The 17,049-nt window shown below is 61.0% G+C and carries 14 protein-coding genes; 5 read left to right on the forward strand and 9 right to left on the reverse strand.

What is annotated here, in order from left to right; genetic code table 11:
- Positions 1–21 precede the first annotated feature (21 nt).
- The 5 genes from ABIC16_RS18830 to ABIC16_RS18850 form a co-directional block, all read right to left on the reverse strand.
- Complete coding sequence (locus tag ABIC16_RS18830) at positions 22–1,044, reverse strand: IS110 family RNA-guided transposase (protein ID WP_354292405.1); 1,023 nt, start codon at positions 1,042–1,044, stop codon at positions 22–24.
- A gap of 213 nt (positions 1,045–1,257) precedes the next feature.
- Positions 1,258–1,719 carry a VOC family protein gene (locus ABIC16_RS18835; RefSeq protein WP_354292406.1) on the reverse strand — a complete coding sequence of 154 codons (462 nt, stop codon included), beginning with the start codon at positions 1,717–1,719 and terminating at the stop codon, positions 1,258–1,260.
- Between the two features lie 1,563 nt (positions 1,720–3,282).
- A complete protein-coding gene (locus ABIC16_RS18840; protein ID WP_354292407.1) occupies positions 3,283–4,239 on the reverse strand; it encodes an alpha/beta hydrolase in 957 nt (318 codons plus the stop codon).
- Between the two features lie 47 nt (positions 4,240–4,286).
- Positions 4,287–5,204 carry an alpha/beta hydrolase gene (locus tag ABIC16_RS18845; protein ID WP_431358401.1) on the reverse strand — a complete coding sequence of 306 codons (918 nt, stop codon included), beginning with the start codon at positions 5,202–5,204 and terminating at the stop codon, positions 4,287–4,289.
- Between the two features lie 17 nt (positions 5,205–5,221).
- Positions 5,222–7,249 (reverse strand): beta-glucosidase, encoded by a 2,028-nt coding sequence (locus tag ABIC16_RS18850; protein WP_354292408.1) that lies wholly within the window; start codon positions 7,247–7,249, stop codon positions 5,222–5,224.
- Between the two features lie 18 nt (positions 7,250–7,267).
- Between ABIC16_RS18850 and ABIC16_RS18855 the strand changes: the two genes are divergently transcribed.
- Together ABIC16_RS18855 and ABIC16_RS18860 are read left to right on the forward strand one after the other, a co-directional pair.
- Positions 7,268–9,916, forward strand: a complete 2,649-nt coding sequence (locus tag ABIC16_RS18855; protein ID WP_354292409.1) for a TonB-dependent receptor — start codon at positions 7,268–7,270, stop codon at positions 9,914–9,916.
- 64 nt (positions 9,917–9,980) lie between these two features.
- Positions 9,981–10,616: a TetR/AcrR family transcriptional regulator gene (locus ABIC16_RS18860; protein ID WP_277970115.1), complete on the forward strand. Its 636-nt coding sequence runs from the start codon at positions 9,981–9,983 to the stop codon at positions 10,614–10,616.
- 16 nt (positions 10,617–10,632) lie between these two features.
- Here the strand turns inward: ABIC16_RS18860 and ABIC16_RS18865 are convergent, their stop codons facing one another.
- Positions 10,633–11,451, reverse strand: a complete 819-nt coding sequence (locus tag ABIC16_RS18865) for an SDR family NAD(P)-dependent oxidoreductase (protein WP_277970114.1) — start codon at positions 11,449–11,451, stop codon at positions 10,633–10,635.
- Positions 11,448–12,929, reverse strand: coding sequence for a flavin-containing monooxygenase (locus ABIC16_RS18870; protein WP_354292410.1), 1,482 nt, complete (start codon positions 12,927–12,929; stop codon positions 11,448–11,450). The genes ABIC16_RS18865 and ABIC16_RS18870 overlap by 4 nt, the downstream gene beginning before the upstream one ends.
- On the opposite strand from ABIC16_RS18870, the gene ABIC16_RS18875 reads away from it, so the two are divergent.
- Positions 12,928–13,614 carry a TetR/AcrR family transcriptional regulator gene (locus tag ABIC16_RS18875; protein ID WP_277970112.1) on the forward strand — a complete coding sequence of 229 codons (687 nt, stop codon included), beginning with the start codon at positions 12,928–12,930 and terminating at the stop codon, positions 13,612–13,614. The two genes, ABIC16_RS18870 and ABIC16_RS18875, sit on opposite strands and share 2 nt — an antisense overlap.
- Positions 13,615–13,644: 30 nt before the next feature.
- The gene (locus ABIC16_RS18880; protein ID WP_347342794.1) at positions 13,645–14,160 is read left to right on the forward strand and encodes a GNAT family N-acetyltransferase; all 516 of its coding nucleotides are present in this window, start codon (positions 13,645–13,647) and stop codon (positions 14,158–14,160) included.
- An 83-nt stretch (positions 14,161–14,243) separates the two neighbouring features.
- Here ABIC16_RS18880 and ABIC16_RS18885 read toward each other — a convergent pair whose 3' ends face one another.
- The gene (locus ABIC16_RS18885; RefSeq protein WP_277970111.1) at positions 14,244–14,528 is read right to left on the reverse strand and encodes a hypothetical protein; all 285 of its coding nucleotides are present in this window, start codon (positions 14,526–14,528) and stop codon (positions 14,244–14,246) included.
- A 160-nt stretch (positions 14,529–14,688) separates the two neighbouring features.
- Positions 14,689–15,414, reverse strand: a complete 726-nt coding sequence (locus ABIC16_RS18890) for an SDR family oxidoreductase (protein ID WP_277970110.1) — start codon at positions 15,412–15,414, stop codon at positions 14,689–14,691.
- Between the two features lie 130 nt (positions 15,415–15,544).
- Between ABIC16_RS18890 and ABIC16_RS18895 the strand changes: the two genes are divergently transcribed.
- Complete coding sequence (locus ABIC16_RS18895) at positions 15,545–16,441, forward strand: AraC family transcriptional regulator (protein WP_354292411.1); 897 nt, start codon at positions 15,545–15,547, stop codon at positions 16,439–16,441.
- Positions 16,442–17,049: the final 608 nt, after the last annotated feature.

Below are 17,049 nucleotides of genomic sequence, written 5' to 3' on the forward strand. Positions count from 1 at the left end.
GGTCGCCCGCACCGTATCCTGTTACATGATCTGCGGCTCGCGATACCGTTCGCCGCTGGCCATCATCGCCCAGATCATGCGGGCGTTCTTATTGGCGAGCGCGACCGCGGCCACCTTGGCCTTCCGCCTGGCAAGTAGTTGTACGACCCACGGCCGCTTGGTCCCGTTCCGCTCGGCATAGCGCACGACTGCCATGGCGCCGACGATCAGCATCTGACGCAGGTATTGATGGCCCGCCTTCGTGATGCTGCCTAGCCGTTCCTTTCCGCCGCTCGAGTTCTGCCGCGGCACCAAGCCGATCCAGGCAGCCAGGTTGCGGCCCGAGCGGAAGATCGCGGGGTCAGGAACCGTGGCAACGATGGCGCTGGCGAGCAGTGGACCGACGCCGGGTATCTCCATCAGTCGGCGACCAAGCTCGGTCTCGCGTGCGCTCGCCAAGATGCGACGATCGTTCTCGAGGATCTGCTCCTTTACGATGCGCAGCTGGGCTGCCAGCATCTCCAGGCAGAACCGCGCATCTGCCGGTACGCGCTCATCGGTAGGATCAGCGATCACGTCGAGGAGCTGCTCGATGCCGTTTCTGCCAATCGGCGCCGCAATCCCGAACTCGGCAAGGTGCGCCCGCATCGCGTTCGACAGCTGCGTGCGTTGGCGGTTGAGGATCAGGCGGACACGATGGAGCATCATCGCGCTCTGCTGCTCGGGCGACTTGATCCCGACGAAGCGCATGGTCGGCCGGGTCACTGCCTCGCAGATCGCCTCTGCATCGGCCGCGTCGTTCTTGCCTCGCTTGACGTACGGCTTCACGTATTGCGCCGGCATCAGCTTCACGTCATGCCCGAGCGCGACCAGCTCGCGCGCCCAAAAGTGTGATGTCGCACACGCCTCAATGCCGATTAGACACCGGGGCAGCTTGGCGAAGAACTTCAACATCCGCCCACGTGTCAGACGCTGGCGAACAACCGCTGCGCCCTCAGCATCCACTCCGTGCACCTGAAACACGTTCTTCGCGATATCCAGACCGATCGTTGTGACGTTTCCCATCGTGGTTCTCCTTCGACTCTCCGCAGGACAACCTGCTTGAGGGTTGGAGAGCCGTCCACGTCATCACTTGCGGTCATTCGCGGCCTCTTTCTGGCTCCCCAATTTCTGCCATCCATTCAGTATTGCAGCAGAGAAGGTGCTGAGCCTCGGCCCTGCCCGCTGCCTCGCCAGCTTTCAAAAGGATGATGAGGCGGCAAAGCTTTTACCGGCCCATTAACTGGCTGTCGGCTGCATAAGCTCTATCGTGATATGATCGGGGCCTGAAACGTAGGCCACCAACGTTCCCTTCCGTGGACCTCCCGGGATCGGCAGCGGATTGCCTTTCGCCTTCCATCCTGCTGCTTCGACGCGGGCAATGGCGACGTGAATATCCTTTACGGTCAGAGCCAGATGGGCCGCTCCGATCGATCCCGCGCCGCTGGGCACCGTCCCGTTCTGGAGTCCGTTTGAATATTCCAACAGTTCAACCACGAAGCCGTCTTGTGCCTTGACGATCGCCGTTCTCACACTCGGATCATCGACACCTGTCACCTGATGCAGGAAGTCGCCCCCCATCTCCGATTGCCGCTCAAGTGTGAAACCGAGCGCTGCCGTCCAGAACCGAACGGCTTCGTCCAAAGACGACACAGCGAAGCCTGTGTGGTCCACGGCAATTACGTTTGCGAAGTCCGTCATTACTGCCCTCTCACTGGTATGCCGGCCGTGCTTACCACGCGACCGTTCACCATCGTAAACCGCTTTCCCAAAAGCCTTCCCCGCATACACTTTGTCAATATGGACTGGCGGACATGGAGAAACGGAAAGGCTTCGAGCCCCTTAAAGCAGCGGGTTCCAGGATGCGAAAGACCTTGGGAGCAGACGAGCTTGGTCATGCAGCGATCAGGCGACCAGCAGCCGCGGAGACCCACAAGCAGACGTTCGAGCGCCTTTCCTCGCTTCCCAACTTCGGACACTGGTTCATCTTTGCGAATGACCGATTTTCGAGCCTGGCTATCCGCTCGCGAATGTCGTGGTGGGGGGAGGAAAGCGGCCCGACTGCCTGGCCTAACACAATTCAGTTGAGCTACGGCGCTACGGGTCATTCTTTAACTTGCGCGGCCACGCGGGATCGTAATCTAACGGCTTCAAACGGCGGATTGCTAGCCACAGCCCGATTAGAAGTAGATCGATGGCTAGCATTCGCGGTGAACGCTTGACCCACCATTCAAGGGTCGCAATGATGAAAACGGCCAGCGTCAGTATTTCGGCTACTGCTCAAGCAGACACATATTCCATCTCTTCGTCCTCACGCTTTGCTGACACAGGACACCCTTCGACCTTTCCGCCAGAACACCACCTACCGATATGTGAGATTAAATGGATGACCGGTTGTAGGAAGATTATAAGTCGCGCAGAGTGTCTGCAATTCGACGCTTTGAACTATACGACTAGATCGAAATTTAGTATGTTGGCAGCCAAAATTCGGCCATCCGAATATGAAATCGGAGGTCCAATCATCTGCTTCTTTGATGTTAAGTCAATAGGTCTCCAATCTGGTTGATACCAGGCTGTAGATTTATAAAGGCCTTCCCCAAGCCCCGGTGACTCAAGCCGTCTCGCCTTCAATGGATATAGTGTCGATTGCAATTGACACCCAGGCACCAACAAATTTAAGTTCAAGATCATCCGCAAGTTTCAAAGCCTCCTCAAGCTCGTCTTTAAAAGCCCTAACGGTTCATCCATAAATTATCTCTGTCTATTTCGGAGTCGTAGTGCCTGAATGGACGTCGGGATCATTTAGCCTCAGCGCATAACTCGGCGAAGGTTTCATCGAACTCGGCGCCACCGTCAGCTATGGCCCCCATCCTTGCGGTCTTCGCGTAAAAGAAACGACGGAAGGCCTGCCCCGCCCCAGGCTGTACCTGTCCGCAAATAACCTGATGCCTGGAATTCGAGCCGATCACCTCGCGCAATCGGGCATCCGCCGGCAAGGCAAGCGCGCGCAGTATAACGGTGCGGTCAGAGCCCATCCAATCAGACCGTGCTGGGCCTCGGTCGACAAGTCCGGCGGATACGTTGCTGCCTGAGGCATGACCGCCAACTGCCGGGACTGATACCACGCGGACATTATCAGGCGGGAGCCCGACCGGGGGCGGCGAATAAAACACGAATACGGCGACGAGCAGTGCGGTACAGGTGCCAACAGCCAACAGGCCCCACCACAAATGACGCGACCGCACCATCGTGAGATCATGCATCTTAGGGTCGCTGGATATTGCTAAGGACGCCGAGCCATCCGGGTGCCGCGTTGCTCAGTTCACCGTTTTTAGCGAACGCGGCCGGCCCATCGGCCGCTCCCTGCAACTTCCACATGAACCAGGCGGTGGGATATCCGAGCAAGGGATAAACACCGAGATTGCACGACGCCGGGATACCGCCGCTCGCGCAACCAGGATTGCCCTCGATCTCGGTATGGCCGCCAAGCGCGATCATCCCCATCGCCTTGTCGACCGCATCTGAAGTCGGCACGTAATAGCCCAGATTAGTCGGCAGGCTTGAGATCACATCGACGTCGCCACCAACATAGAAAATGGAACCACGGGTAACCTTTGAAAGCGCGCCAAGGTCGATCGAGCAGTTCGCGACCACGCAGACCGCGCGTAGTGGGGTCTCGATCGGCACGTAGGTCTTGAACGCAGGATCGTTCCGCGAGAACAGTAAAGCCGCGGTCGCCGCACCCTGCGAATGGCCTGCCAGACCGATATTGTCGGCGTCCACCTTCCCGTAGAAGACACTCCCCGGATCGCGGGACTGAGCGAGTAGGAAGTCCTTCGCGTCGGTGACCGTTTCGCCCTGCCCCGTCGAGCCGTCGCGCGATCGAATGATAATGAAGCCCCAGCTCGCGAGATGGCGCAGGAAAAAGGCATTCTTCTCCGCCGGGACCGTTTCCGCCGTGCCGTTGGCGAAGACAATCACAGGATGACGAAAGCCGCTGGTCCGCCCCTTGAGAGGGTTGGCGCCGAGGTCAGTCGGATACCAGATGTCGCAAACATTGCCCTCGCGGTCGCAGGCGTGGGTCGAGACGGTTGTCGTCGTGGCCCATGGACCGTCCGCCGCATAATGACGTTCGATCGGCCCCTTGGCCTCGTATGTCGCAGCCGTTGCCGGCTGCATGAGCAGCATCGCGCTTATCGCGCCCAATATCGACCAACGCATCGTTCCGTCTCCTCGAAGAGTAGCGATCAGCCTCCCGGCAGTTCTTGCTATTTCGTCAGCCAGCCGTGCGCGCCGAGCCAGGTAAGCAGCGCTACGCTCCAGCCAGTGCTGGTCGTGCCCGCTTTGCCGTCGAAGCCGAAGCCATGGCCGCCATGTTCGTAGACGTGCAGTTCGACCGGCCGCCCGGCGCGGCGCCAGCTGTCGGGTAGTCCATAGCCCTGCTTGGCGAACAGCTCGTCGTCGTTGGCCACCGCAACGAACAGCGGTGGCGCACCTGCGGCGACGGTCGTTGGTGCCATCGAGGGATAAATGGCGGCGAACAGGTCAGGCGTGGTGCCAGGTTCTGCGGTCTTTACCAGATCGACTCCCATGATCGCGCCGGCGGAAAAGCCAAGATAGGCGACGCGGCGTGGATCGACGCCCCATTCCCCCGCACGTGCCCGCACCAGCTTTACTGCCGCCTGCGCATCGGCGAGCGCCGGTGCAGGCGCGGGGACTACGGCACCGCCCTTCGCTCCAGCCGCTGCGGCAGCACCGAAACGCGCCAGCGCGGCCTGCTTGAACGCATCCAGCGAAGCCGGTGTCGCATCGAGACGGTATTTGAGAACGAAGGCGGCGATGCCGTGATCGGCAAGCCAGCGTGCCGGCTTCATCGCCTCGGCCTCCATCGACTCCATCAGGAAACCGCCGCCCGGCGCGATGATGACCGCAGCGCCTGTCGCCTTTGCCTTGTCGGGCAGCACCGGCAAAAGTGTCGCGGTTGCGACGTTGCGGACCGTGGGACGACCGGCGAGCGTGAACCAGCTTTCCGCCGGCATACCGGGCATGCCGCCAGTGCCCAGTGCAATCGCACCGCTTTGCGGGGGTGTCGCGATCGGTTCGACCGGGATGCCCTGCGCCGTCACCGCCGTGGGGAGGGCAAAGGCAAGGGCAGTGACGAACAGGCTGAAGCGGTTCACGGGCATGCTCCTAGAGTGAATGGTCAGCGCCACTGGCGCGCTGGCAGGCTGACAGTGACGACAGGCCCAAGATCGGTTGCCGAGCGCCCGAGCGCGAAGCCATAGCGTCCTGCCGGCATCGTCCAGCGTCCACCTTTGCTGTCGGCAAGTATGCGCGGTTCGATTTGAACCGTGACGTTCGCCGCAACCCCTGGCTGCACGGCGACCTTCTTAAAGCCAGCGAGCCGCAGCGTACGTCCGGCAGGCGTCGAGACGAGGTAGAGTTGCGCGACGTCGCTACCCGCGCGCGTGCCGGTGTTGCGGATCGTTACCGTCGCCTTTGGTTGCGTGCCCCCAGTGACCTTCATTGGGCCGGATTGGAACTGAGTGTAGCTAAGCCCGAAGCCGAACGGGAACAACGGCGTAGAATTCTTGCTTGCGAACCACCGGTAGCCGACGTCTGCGCCCTCGATATCGTAATCGATCGGATAGCGCGTCCCAGCCGCGGTTCCGGCGGCAAAGTCCCGGTCGATCATCCCGGCATAGGGCAGCGCCGGGCGCGGCAGCTGGTCAAGCGATGCGGGAAAAGTGACGGGTAACCGACCAGATGGATTGCTATCGCCGAACAACGTTGCGGCGATAGCATCGCCACCACGCACGCCGCCATACCACGCCTCCATCACCGCACCTGTGCGATTAAGCCATGGCATCAGGACCGGCCCACCGGTTTCGAGAACGACGATCGTCTTAGGATTAGCGGTGGTCACCGCAGCGATCAGCGCGTCCTGCCCACCCGGCAGCGACAGATCCGGCACGTCTGCGCCTTCGGCCATCCACTGCGTCGCAAAGACGATCGTCACGTCCGCCGTTTTTGCTGCCGCAACAGCCTCCGCCGGATAGCGCCCGTCATGGAATGTCACCTTGGCGTTTGGCGCCAGCGCACGGATCGCGGCGAGTGGCGCGGTGCCATGATAGGTCTGGTTATTGTATTTCGCGAGTGGCCCCTCGCCTCCCATCGGCAGTGAGACGGACGGGCCGCCAAGCGGTTGCACCTGCGTCGATCCGCCGCCCGACAGCACGCCCGCATTCGCATACCCACCGATCACCGCGATCGACCGCACGTCCTTTGACAGCGGCAGCAACGCGTTAGAGTTGCGCAGCAGGACGATCCCTTCGTCGGCGACGCTCCGGGCAATGCCGGCGTTCGCTGCGAAATCGATCTCGGCCTTGACCGGCGGATAAGCATCGAGCCCGACCGCGTAGATCGAACGCAAGATGCGCCGGTTCATGTCGGCGACGCGTGCGGCATAAGCCGGATCGCGCGCAGCCGCCTCGGCGAGCGGCACGCCGAAGAAGATCTTCTTGTCAATCTGCGCACCCGATTGCTGGTCCAGCCCAGCAAGCGCGAAGTCGAGGGCGCCGACCGCACCCCAATCGGACATGACGAACCCTGGGTAGCGCCAATCCCGCTTCAACACGCGGTTGAGCAGGTAATCGCTGCCGCATGCCGGCGCACCGTTGACGCGGTTATAGGCGCACATCACCGAGCCGGGCTGGCCACGGTCGATCGCGATCTCGAAGGCGAGCAGATCGCTCATGCGGAATGCATCGTCGCCAAGTTTACCATCGACGGCGTGACGCCCCGTCTCCTGCGCATTGAGTGCAAAATGTTTCACCGTCGACAGCACGTGCTGCGACTGGACGCCGTCGATCGCCGCCCCCCCGAGAAGCCCCGAATGAAGTGGATCCTCGCCAAAATATTCAAACGTCCGCCCATTGCGTGGGTCTCGCATCAGATTGATGCCACCACCAAGCAGCACGTTGAACCCCTTCGCGCGGGCCTCGCTCGCAATCATCGCATTGCCGCGGCGGATCAAATCCGGGTTCCACGTCGATCCCATTGCGGTCGCCGACGGCAGCGCGGTTGCGCCGTCCTTGCGAAGATTGGCGATGTACGAGACGCCGAGACTCGCATCGGTCTCAACCAGCGCTGGCACGCCGAGCCGGGGGATCCCAGTGACGTAGCCAGCGCCCAATATCGCCTCAGCAGGAATGCGAACGTTAGGGATCAACGGAATCGCCCAAAGGCCATGCGTCAGCACGGTCCTCTCATCACCTTGCATGGCGCGTTCGGTAGCGGTCGCACGCGTATCTGCCGTGGCTGGCCTTGCCATACCGGTCGATGGCCGTTCCTGAGCAAAGGCTGCTGTCACACAGGTCATCAGCACGCCACCAAGCAATACCGACCGATGGGTCATCCTTATCATCACCACTCCCCGACGCAGCATTTTCGCTTTACGTGCGTGCTTGACAGTATGTTTCTAACAGACAATGATCGTTGTCAAGCGGCAGGGATCGCTGGACGGGTGAGGATAACGACAATGCGTGGATTGGCACTGCTGGTGGGCTCGAGCATTCTGGCTTGGGCGGGAACGGCTCAGGCACAGACCGGAACCCCGGTGACACCGAACGGAGCGAGCGAGGCAGCTCAAGCTTCGGCCCCTACCAGCACCGAAGGCGACATCGTCGTGACGGCTCAGCGACGGACCGAGAATCTCCGCGACGTGCCGATCGCCATCACCGTCGTGAACGGCCAGTCGCTTCGCGAGACAGGAGCCAATCAGCTTGCCGACATTACCCAGCGTGCGCCTAGTCTGAACTTCACGGCGACGCCTGGTGTGCCGAACTTCGCAATCCGCGGCGTCGGCACCAACTCGTTCGACTACGGCATCGAGTCGGCCGTCGGCATAGCGGTCGACGACGTCAACATCACGCTGCCGCGCTACGTCCCGCTCAACTCGCTCGCCGATGTCGAACGTGTCGAAGTACTGCGCGGGCCACAAGGGCTGCTGTTCGGCAAGAACACGACTGCAGGCCTTATTTCGATCTCCACCACCAAACCACAACTCGGTGAGTTCAGCAGCAGCGGTAGGGTCCAGGCGGGCAGCCGTGACCAGGTCCAGACGCAAGCCGTCGTCAACGTACCCATCGGCGACACCGCAGCGTTGCGTGTCGTTGGCGGCTATCAATACCAGAAGCCGTCGACGCAGCTTGTTGGACCAGGTCGTCTCGATCCAGTCCGCCGGTACTTCGGCACGGCCAAGCTACTGTGGGAACCGACCGACCGACTTTCGCTGTACGGCATCGTCGATTACCAGAACAATAGCGGGATCGAAGCCTATTCCACGATCCGCAAGTTCGGCGGCAACGATGCGACGCCGATCCCCGCCGCCTTCCGACCCTTCGCGCCCGCCAACTTTGTGTTCACGCAGAACAGTGCACTCGGCGTTGTCGCCTCGCCGACCAATAACAAGACTGCGATCGGGAGCACCGACGTTCTCCGCGACGAACATAGCCTCGGGGCACAATTCTCGGCGAGCTACGATGCAGGGCCGCTCACCGTCACCTCGGTCACGGCGTACCGCGACCTGCGCGCTCGCGCTAACAATGACGTCGATCAGACGCCGGTCGCGTTCTTCGACACGAATATCGCCAACTCGCAATCTCACCAGTTCTCAGAGGAACTGCGTGTTGCCAATAATGGCCACGGCTTCGTCGACTACACGGCGGGGCTGTATTTCTTCAAACAGCATATCGACGCGCAAATCCTGCAGGCAGGCACGTTCGGCGTCTTGCCCGCAAGCACTCCGGTCCGACTGTCACCGGTCAATGGCCAGTCGAACTTCGACTATGGGACGAAGAGCTATGCAGGCTTTGCGCAGCTCACGTTCAACGTGACGCCGTCGCTCCACCTGATCGCAGGCGGCCGGTACACGCGCGACGAGATCGACTCCACGACAACCGTTACTGCCGTCTCGGGCGTCTGCAATCTCGTCACATTCCTGCTGAGTGGCGGTAGGCGCTGCGTTGGTACTCTTGCCGCGCCGATCGTCGCCAACCGGAATGCCGACGGTTTTTCAGCACGCGGTGGCATCGAATATTCGATCGCGCCCACCGCGAACGTCTACGCGACCTATACTCGAGGCTACAAAGGGCCGGCAGTCAGCTCAGCCGCGGGCGTCGCGTTCAACGTCGATCCCGAGAAGGTCGACGCCTATGAGATCGGCGCCAAGTTCGACCTCGCCGACCGCCGGGTCAGCCTCAATCTCGCCGGTTTCATCAACGACTTCCGGGATTTCCAGGCTCAGGTCTTTGACCCCACGCTTAACGGTGGCCTGGGTACCTTCCGAACCGGCAATGCCAGCACGTTGAAGACGCGCGGCGTCGAGGCCGAGGCTGTCGTACGACCACTGCATGGTGTCAGCCTGTCGGGCGGTGTTACCTATCTCGACACCGAATATGGCAACTACAACGTGGCCTGCTATTTCGGGCAGACCGCTGCACAGGGCTGTTCGCTACCCGGACCCAGCTTCAATGCGGCAGGGTCCCCGCTGGTCGGCGCATCGAAGTGGACGACAAGCCTTGCTGCTAATGTCGACCAGCCCATTGGCAATGATCTCAAGGTCTTCCTCAACGCAGACTGGCGCTATCGCAGCCGCTTCTATTACGCGATCAACGATCCCAGCACGATCCAGGAGGGCTATTCGCTGGTCAATGCGACGATCGGTATCGGCGATATCAGCGATCATGCGCGCTTCAGCGTGTTCGTCCGCAACCTGTTCGACAAGCGCTACGCCGCGGCAATCTTCCCAGGAAACTTCTCGGTCGGACAATATGTCCAGACGCTGCCGGACAATGCCTTCCGCCGGATAGGCGGTGCCTTCGAATGGCGCTTCTGATCATCGCACCGCGTGTCGCTTGTCGGCACGCGGTCGATCGGTCAGTAGGGCGGCAGGAGTGACGATGAGCGAGACCAAGGTTGTAAGGCGCACGCAGGAACAACGCACCGCAGAAACGCGCGGCGCGCTGTTCGAGGCAGCAGTGCGCGCAATCAGCCGGCTGGGCTACAGTCGCGCAAGTAACGCTGAAATTGCCGACGAGGCGGGCGTCAGCCGCGGTGCAATCACACATCATTTCACGACCCGGACCGCATTCATTGCGGAAGTCGTACGATGGGTCTTCCAACAGGAAGTGGTCGCCTACCAGGACTTGCAACGTGAATGGGGTACCGGATCACGCGTATCGGACTGGCCTCAAATCTCGTGGGAGGTGCTTTCGCGGCCCTCCGGCGTCGCGGTTCTGGAGATCTTCGTCGCTTCGCGGAGCGATCCCGAGCTCGCCGCGCTGATCAAGCCGGTTCAGGCCGAGATCGAGGAACTGGCGGTGACCGCTTTTCTAGATCGTCTCGGCGCCAAGGTCCGCGATACAACCGCCATCCGGCTGGTTGTCTGGGCGATGCACGGCATGTCGATAGGTCGTGATTTCATCGACGATCCCGACGCGATGCGAGATTCCGTGATTCTACTTTCGAACATGCTTGAGCGCCTCGCACCCAACGGCACGCTCGAAGAATTGCTGGGCTCCCCTCCCCCATCGTAACGCTCACAGGCAACCATCACCGTCCGCGTCCGAGCAGCCGCCAGTAAGCGACCGGCATGATCCGCTCGATCATCGCGACGATCTTTGCGTCCCGTCCGACCAGCACCCGGGCTCGCCGCTGCTCGATCCCGGTGACAATGATCTCGCCGGCCTGTTCGGGACTGAGCTTCAGCGCCTTCGAAAAGTGCGCCTGCTGCCGCTCGCGCTCTTCAACTCCGACTGCAGCACCGGCGCGTGCGTTGGTGGCGATACGGGTCTTCACACCGCCTGGATGCACCACGGTTACACCAACCGTGGAATGTGCTGCGATCAGTTCGTGGCGCAGAGCTTCCGAGAAGCCGCGTACGGCAAACTTCGCGGCGGCATAAGCGCTCTGTCCCGGTGGTGCGATGATTCCGAACAGGCTGGAAAGGTTGACCAGCTGTGCCTGCTCACGCTGCTGTAGCAGCGGCAGGAACGCGCGTGACATGCGGACGACGCCGTGCAGGTTGATGTCCAAGAGCCAATCGAACTCCGCCTCGGTGAGCTGTGCGAAGGAACCGCTCAGGGCGACACCGGCGTTATTGACGACCACGTCGACGTGTCCATGAGCTGCCAGAACCACAGTCGGAAAGGCGGCGACAGCATCGCGGTCCGCAACATCGAGCCTGTGACGGGTGACGCGGACGCTGTTCGCGATCAGTGCGGCGGTTTCAGCCAGCCCATCCTCATTCACGTCGGCCAGCGCAACGTGACAGCCACGCGTAGCAAGCGATTGCGCGATCGCACGGCCTATTCCGCCCGCTGCGCCAGTCACTACCGCCACCTTGCCGGCAAGCTCCATCCGGGCGCTCATGCCGCTCTCTCTGCAGTCAAATCACGCCGCCCAAAGCGCAAAACACCGTCGTCGATTCGACCGGTACGGAACGCCAACAGGTCGCGGAGGTAGTTCTGCTTCACCTTCCACGGCGCACTCGCGCCTTGTCGAGGGAGAAGGTCTGCCGCCCGTTGCACATACCCGGAGCTCAGGTCGAGGATCGGTTCGTTGCCCGCAGACGATGACGGTGCGACCGGCACGACCCTGTCCATCTTGCGCCGATCCATATGATCGAGCAGGCGGCGAACGAACTGCGACGTCAGGTCGCATTTGAGCGTCCAGGACGCATTGGTGTAGCCGATCGCGAAAGCGAGATTGGGCACACCGTCTAGCATCGCTCCCTTGTAAAGCAGCCGCTTGCCCGGATCGACGAGGGCGCCATCGACCGTCAGTCGTGCGCCGCCCATGAGCTGCACCTTGAGCCCCGTCGCGGTCACGACGATGTCGGCGGGGATGGCCTCGCCGCTCTTCAACTGAAGACCGTCACGCGTGAACTCCGCGATCTCATCGGTCGCGACCGACGCCCGCCCGTTGCGCAGTACCTTGAACAGATCGCCGTCAGGGACGAGGCACAGCCGCTGGTCCCACGGGTCGTAGCGCGGCGTCAGGTGAGTGGCGATGTCGAAGTCCGGTCCCAGCATCGCGCGCTGCTGTTGCCTGATCTTCTGCTTCAAGACATGTGGTTTGCGCCGCGACACACCGTAGACGAAGATGCCGTAGCCGATATTCTTCCACCGCACCGCCGCCTCCGCCACCTTGTCAGGCAGCCAGCGGCGCATTGTCTCGGCGCGTTCGTCGCGTGACGGTCGCGAGACGATATATGTCGGCGATCGCTGCAGCATCGTAACATGCGCGGCGCCCTGATCGACCATTGCCGGAACCAGCGTCACCGCGGTCGCACCCGAACCCACGACCACGACGTCCTTGCCCGCGACCGAAAGGTCGTCAGGCCAGAATTGCGGGTGGACGACCTGTCCCGCGAACGCGTCCATTCCCGGCCAGGTCGGCGAATGCCCCGCGGCATAGTCGTAATAGCCAGAACACAGGAACAGGAAGCGGCAGGTCAGCTGGTTCGCTATGCCATCGACGGTATACGACACGATCCACAGCGCGTCCGCCGAGGACCAGTCTGCATTGGTCACCCGGTGACGCAGTCGCACCTTGGCGTCGATTTCGAACTCTGCCGTAGTGTCGCGGATATAGTCGCGGATGTCCTCGCCCGCGGCGATCGCTTTCTCACCTCGCCACGGACGGAATGGGAAGCCCAGCGTCGTCATGTCCGAATCCGAGCGAATGCCCGGATAGCGGAACAGATCCCACGTGCCGCCGATCGCATCGCGCCCCTCGAAAATCGCCCAGCTTCGCGTGGCATTGCCAGTCTTCAACCAGAACGCGGCGTCGATCCCCGACAGACCGGCGCCCACCACCAGCACGTCCAGATGCTCCATACCGGTCATGCCCGACTCCCACCATATTCCCGAACTGAATGACAATGCTTGTTGTCATTGTCAATATCGCTACTCTGCTGGAATGACGGCGACAACAAAACGGTGGACCGGGCAGACGCTTGACGCTCGACGGGCTGAGCGGCGGACAATGCTAATACAAGCCGCTGTGCGCTTGTATGGCTCGCAGGGGTTCCACAGCACGGGCGTGCGCGCGATCTGTCGCGAGGCAGGCCTTACCGAACGCTATTTTTACGAAAGTTTTGCGCATGGGGAGGCGCTGCTACTCGCCGCGTTCGATCAGGTGATCGCCGCAGTGTTGACGCAGATCGTTGCGGCCGACGATCCCACCCTACCGACTGAAGATCGTACCCGACGGATGCTGGGCGCATATTTCGCGACGCTACGCGCTAATCCCACCACGGCACGCGTGTTCCTGGTTGAAATCGTCGGCGTAGATCCGTTGATCGACGAGGCAATTCGACGTTCGATGCATGACCTCTCCGAGCCGCTCTTTGCGGCCCTCGATCCTGATGATCGCGGCCCCGTCAAAATCAATGCGATGCTCCGACGCGGTGTCGAAGGAGGGCTGTTACACATTGCCCTCGCCTGGGGCGCCGAGAACTATAAGTGCTCATTGGAGGAGATTGTCGCCGCGGCGTGGATACTATGCGTAACGGCACGGCCGAGCGACTAACGTGCGCAGCGGAAAGGCTACGCTTTGACAATGAATGCCGGCACAACCGGCCAAGCGCTGGTCATCACTCTTGGGGGCAATAGTGAAATGCAAATACGGGTAGACGATCCAAAAGAACCATACGTCACGGATCTATTGGACCATCACTTGCGAGAGTTGCAGGGCGTAATGGCCGATCACGCTTTTGCACTTGATGCGTCTGGCCTTTCGGCAGCTAGCGTCACCTTCTGGACGGCATGGAACGACAAAAACCTGGCCGGGTTCGGCGCGCTAAAGGAACTGGACTGCGCACATGGCGAGCTGAAATCCATGCGGGTGGCCCCGGTCGCACGTGGCACAGGGGTAGGACGAGCGATGCTTGAGCATATTATCGCGGAAGCTCGCCGGCGCGGCTACACTCGGTTGAGCCTTGAAACTGGAACTGCCGCACTACACGCGCCGGCCATATCACTTTACCGTAGTGCCGGGTTCGCTCCGTGTGGTGCGTTCGCCGATTATCGGCTCAGCCCCCATAATCAATTCTTTCAGCTGGCTCTTGTAGCGTAGCTCCTAATATCTGAGTCAAAGCGCCCTACTGTTCGGGTTCCGAAACGACGCACCAACTCCGATCGCTTCGCTTACCAAAAGCGCTATTCGGAAAGGAACATCGTCTCAGCAGCCAACGCGGAGCGATGTTCCTCTCCGTAGTATGATGCGATCTCATCCAACCGGAGCGTGATCACTCTGCTGGGGACATGGATAGTCAACCTCTGCTGCTCGCCTTTGTTGAAGCGAGTGGCCTTATTTAACAGGTCACGGATAGCTCCGCGACCGACGACTCTGTCGCCGCCAAGCCAGCCACTGCCGAGCGCAATTTCAGGTGCGAGGATGAGAAGGCCATAGTCGTCAGGTGTGAGATGCTCGGTTGTGACCATGGTGTTCCTTGGCGTGATCGCGGCTTGCCCTTTATACTGGGGATCAGTGCTTGGCGACCGGGCGGCGCTGATCCAACTGCGGTCATGCACGGGCCTGAACCGGATCAACGAAGTGGACGCCTGTCCACAATCGATCAGGCGTCCCACGTCAATTTAAACGTCACCAAGCTACCGTACCATCATCGTCGAAGAAGCCACCAGTGGGTCCATGGTCAGGTAAAGTAGCTAGTCGAATACCGATCGCAGCCCCCTGCTCCGGAGTGCGCGAGCCTGTGTGCTGGTTCAGGTCGGTCGCGGTATAGCCCGGGCAGCCGGCATTAACCTTGAAGCCAAGCGGCGCGAGATCCTTGGCGAATGCCACTGTCACCGCATTCAACGCCGACTTCGAGCTGTTGTAGCCAAGCAGATTTACCTCGGCCATCGGCGCCTCAAAGTCCGATGCCCAGGCAAGCGAGCCCAGGCTGCTGCTGACCATGACGATCCTCGGCTCGGACGCCTTTTTTAGCAAGGGTAGGAAAGCCTGCGTTGTTCGGATCACGCCAAAGACATTGACGTCGTAGATTGCATGAACATCCGTGACCGCCTCTTCGCTAGGCGGTCCCCAGCCAATTGAGATGCCAGCGTTGTTCACTAGAACGTCGAGCTGGTCGACTTCGCCTCCCAGAGTTTCTGCGGCCGCGGCGACGCTCCGATCGTCTGTTACGTCTAGCGGCAGGAAGCGGGCATCCAAGTCATCGCGGCGTAGTGCCTCAGCAGCCGCCTCGCCGCGGCTCTCGTTCCGGCTACCGATCCAGACCGTGTAGCCAATCCTGCCGAGTCCGCGCGCTATCTCCAGGCCGATGCCCTTGTTTGCTCCTGTCACGAGTGCTGTTTTCTTGTGGGTCATGCCTATTCCTTTATCTGGTGCTCCCAAGATGGACGCCGCGGCTATCTGCGCATGCGTGATCGCCGCGAGTACTTGCCCGATCCGATCAAGGACGCTTGTCTGAAGCGACGTGACCGCTCATCTTCGTCGCATGCACGACACGCTTACAGAACTGCGCGGTATCGTCAGCCGCCATACACCTGGCCGATATCAGTCAACCGTGTTGCCACGAGTCGCGCTGTACAAGGACCGCGCCGCGCCACAACCGGTATCAGGCGTTTACCAGCCGATGATGGCGTTGATCCTAAGCGGCGCAAAGGAGATCGCGATCGGCGACCGCCGGCTTCGGTATGATCCGGCCAGCTATTTCATCGCTACAGTCGAGCTACCCGCGTCCGGCTGCGTCAAACTCGATCAGCCAAACGAGCAGTATCTTGCAGTCAGCCTCGACCTCGACAGTGACCAGCTTGCATCCGTTCTCAGCGAGGCGGACGTGTCCTCGCCTACAGCCGAACCCGCGTTTGCAGTGAACCCGGTCACGTCGGAGCTGCTTGACGCGTGGCTACGTCTCTTACGGCTTCTCGATGCGCCAAAGGATATTGCCATGTTGGCCCCGCTTTGCGAGCGAGAGATCCTCTATCGTCTACTCCAGGGGCCGCAGGGCGCAATCGTCCGGCAGATCGCGCGCGCTGACAGCCGGCTTTCGCAGGTACGCCGGGCGATTGCACTGATCCGCGATCAGTTCGATAGGCCGTTGCGCGTTGAGGCGCTGGCTGACGTGGCCAGCATGAGCCCGGCTTCGTTACACCGGCATTTTCGCACAGCAACGGCGATGAGCCCGCTGCAGTACCAGAAGAGCCTGCGGCTTCAGGAGGCTCGTCGGCTGATCCTGGCCGGCCGCGACGTCGCCGCAGCTGGCTTTGCGGTGGGCTACGAAAGCGCATCGCAATTTAGTCGGGAGTACGCCCGCCTGTTCGGCTCCCCGCCGTCCCGTGATGCAAAAAGCACTAAGCTAACGGGCGAAAGCAACCGAACCCTAGCTGCCTAAACGATGACGACTTGACCCAGAAGTGGACGTTCAGCCCACCCCTTCCACTTCCCGAATGCAGACGCTCGTTCATCAACACGAATGACCAGCTTATCACTCCAGACATTCACTCACGAATGTCGCCATTTCGGTCGAGAGCGGACGGCCGGCTTTCAGACGCTGTCCAACAGTGCTGCTATCGAGCGGCATGGCTGTGTTCTACTTGGTGACATTCACCGTGATTGTATCCGATACCACTTGGGCATAGCGGACCGGCACAGATGGGAAATTGAAGAGGAATATCCGGGCTCTCACCTTGTATCGACCTACTCCTGGAAAGATCGTTCTTGCGCTTTCGTGAGTGAGGACACGGTAAGGCGATGCGAATGATATCGCAGTCAGCTCCTTTGTCTCTAAAGGAGGCGGTGGCGGTGAACCTGCCATCGGCTCGGCAGGCGCGACTGGTTGCCCGTCTTCCGAGATGACCTCAAACGCGATGCCCCGCGTGGGTTGCAGAAACGGTGATACGGCAAAGGTGTTGTCCTTGGCGGTAAGGTCGACCTCAATGGGCGCCTCCCCCCGCATGGACAAGGTACGCGCATGCAAGCGGACTGCGATAGGAGGCTTTT

This window comes from Sphingomonas sp. PvP055 (assembly GCF_040546365.1).
In the GTDB taxonomy this organism is placed as follows: Bacteria; Pseudomonadota; Alphaproteobacteria; order Sphingomonadales; family Sphingomonadaceae; genus Sphingomonas; species Sphingomonas echinoides_A.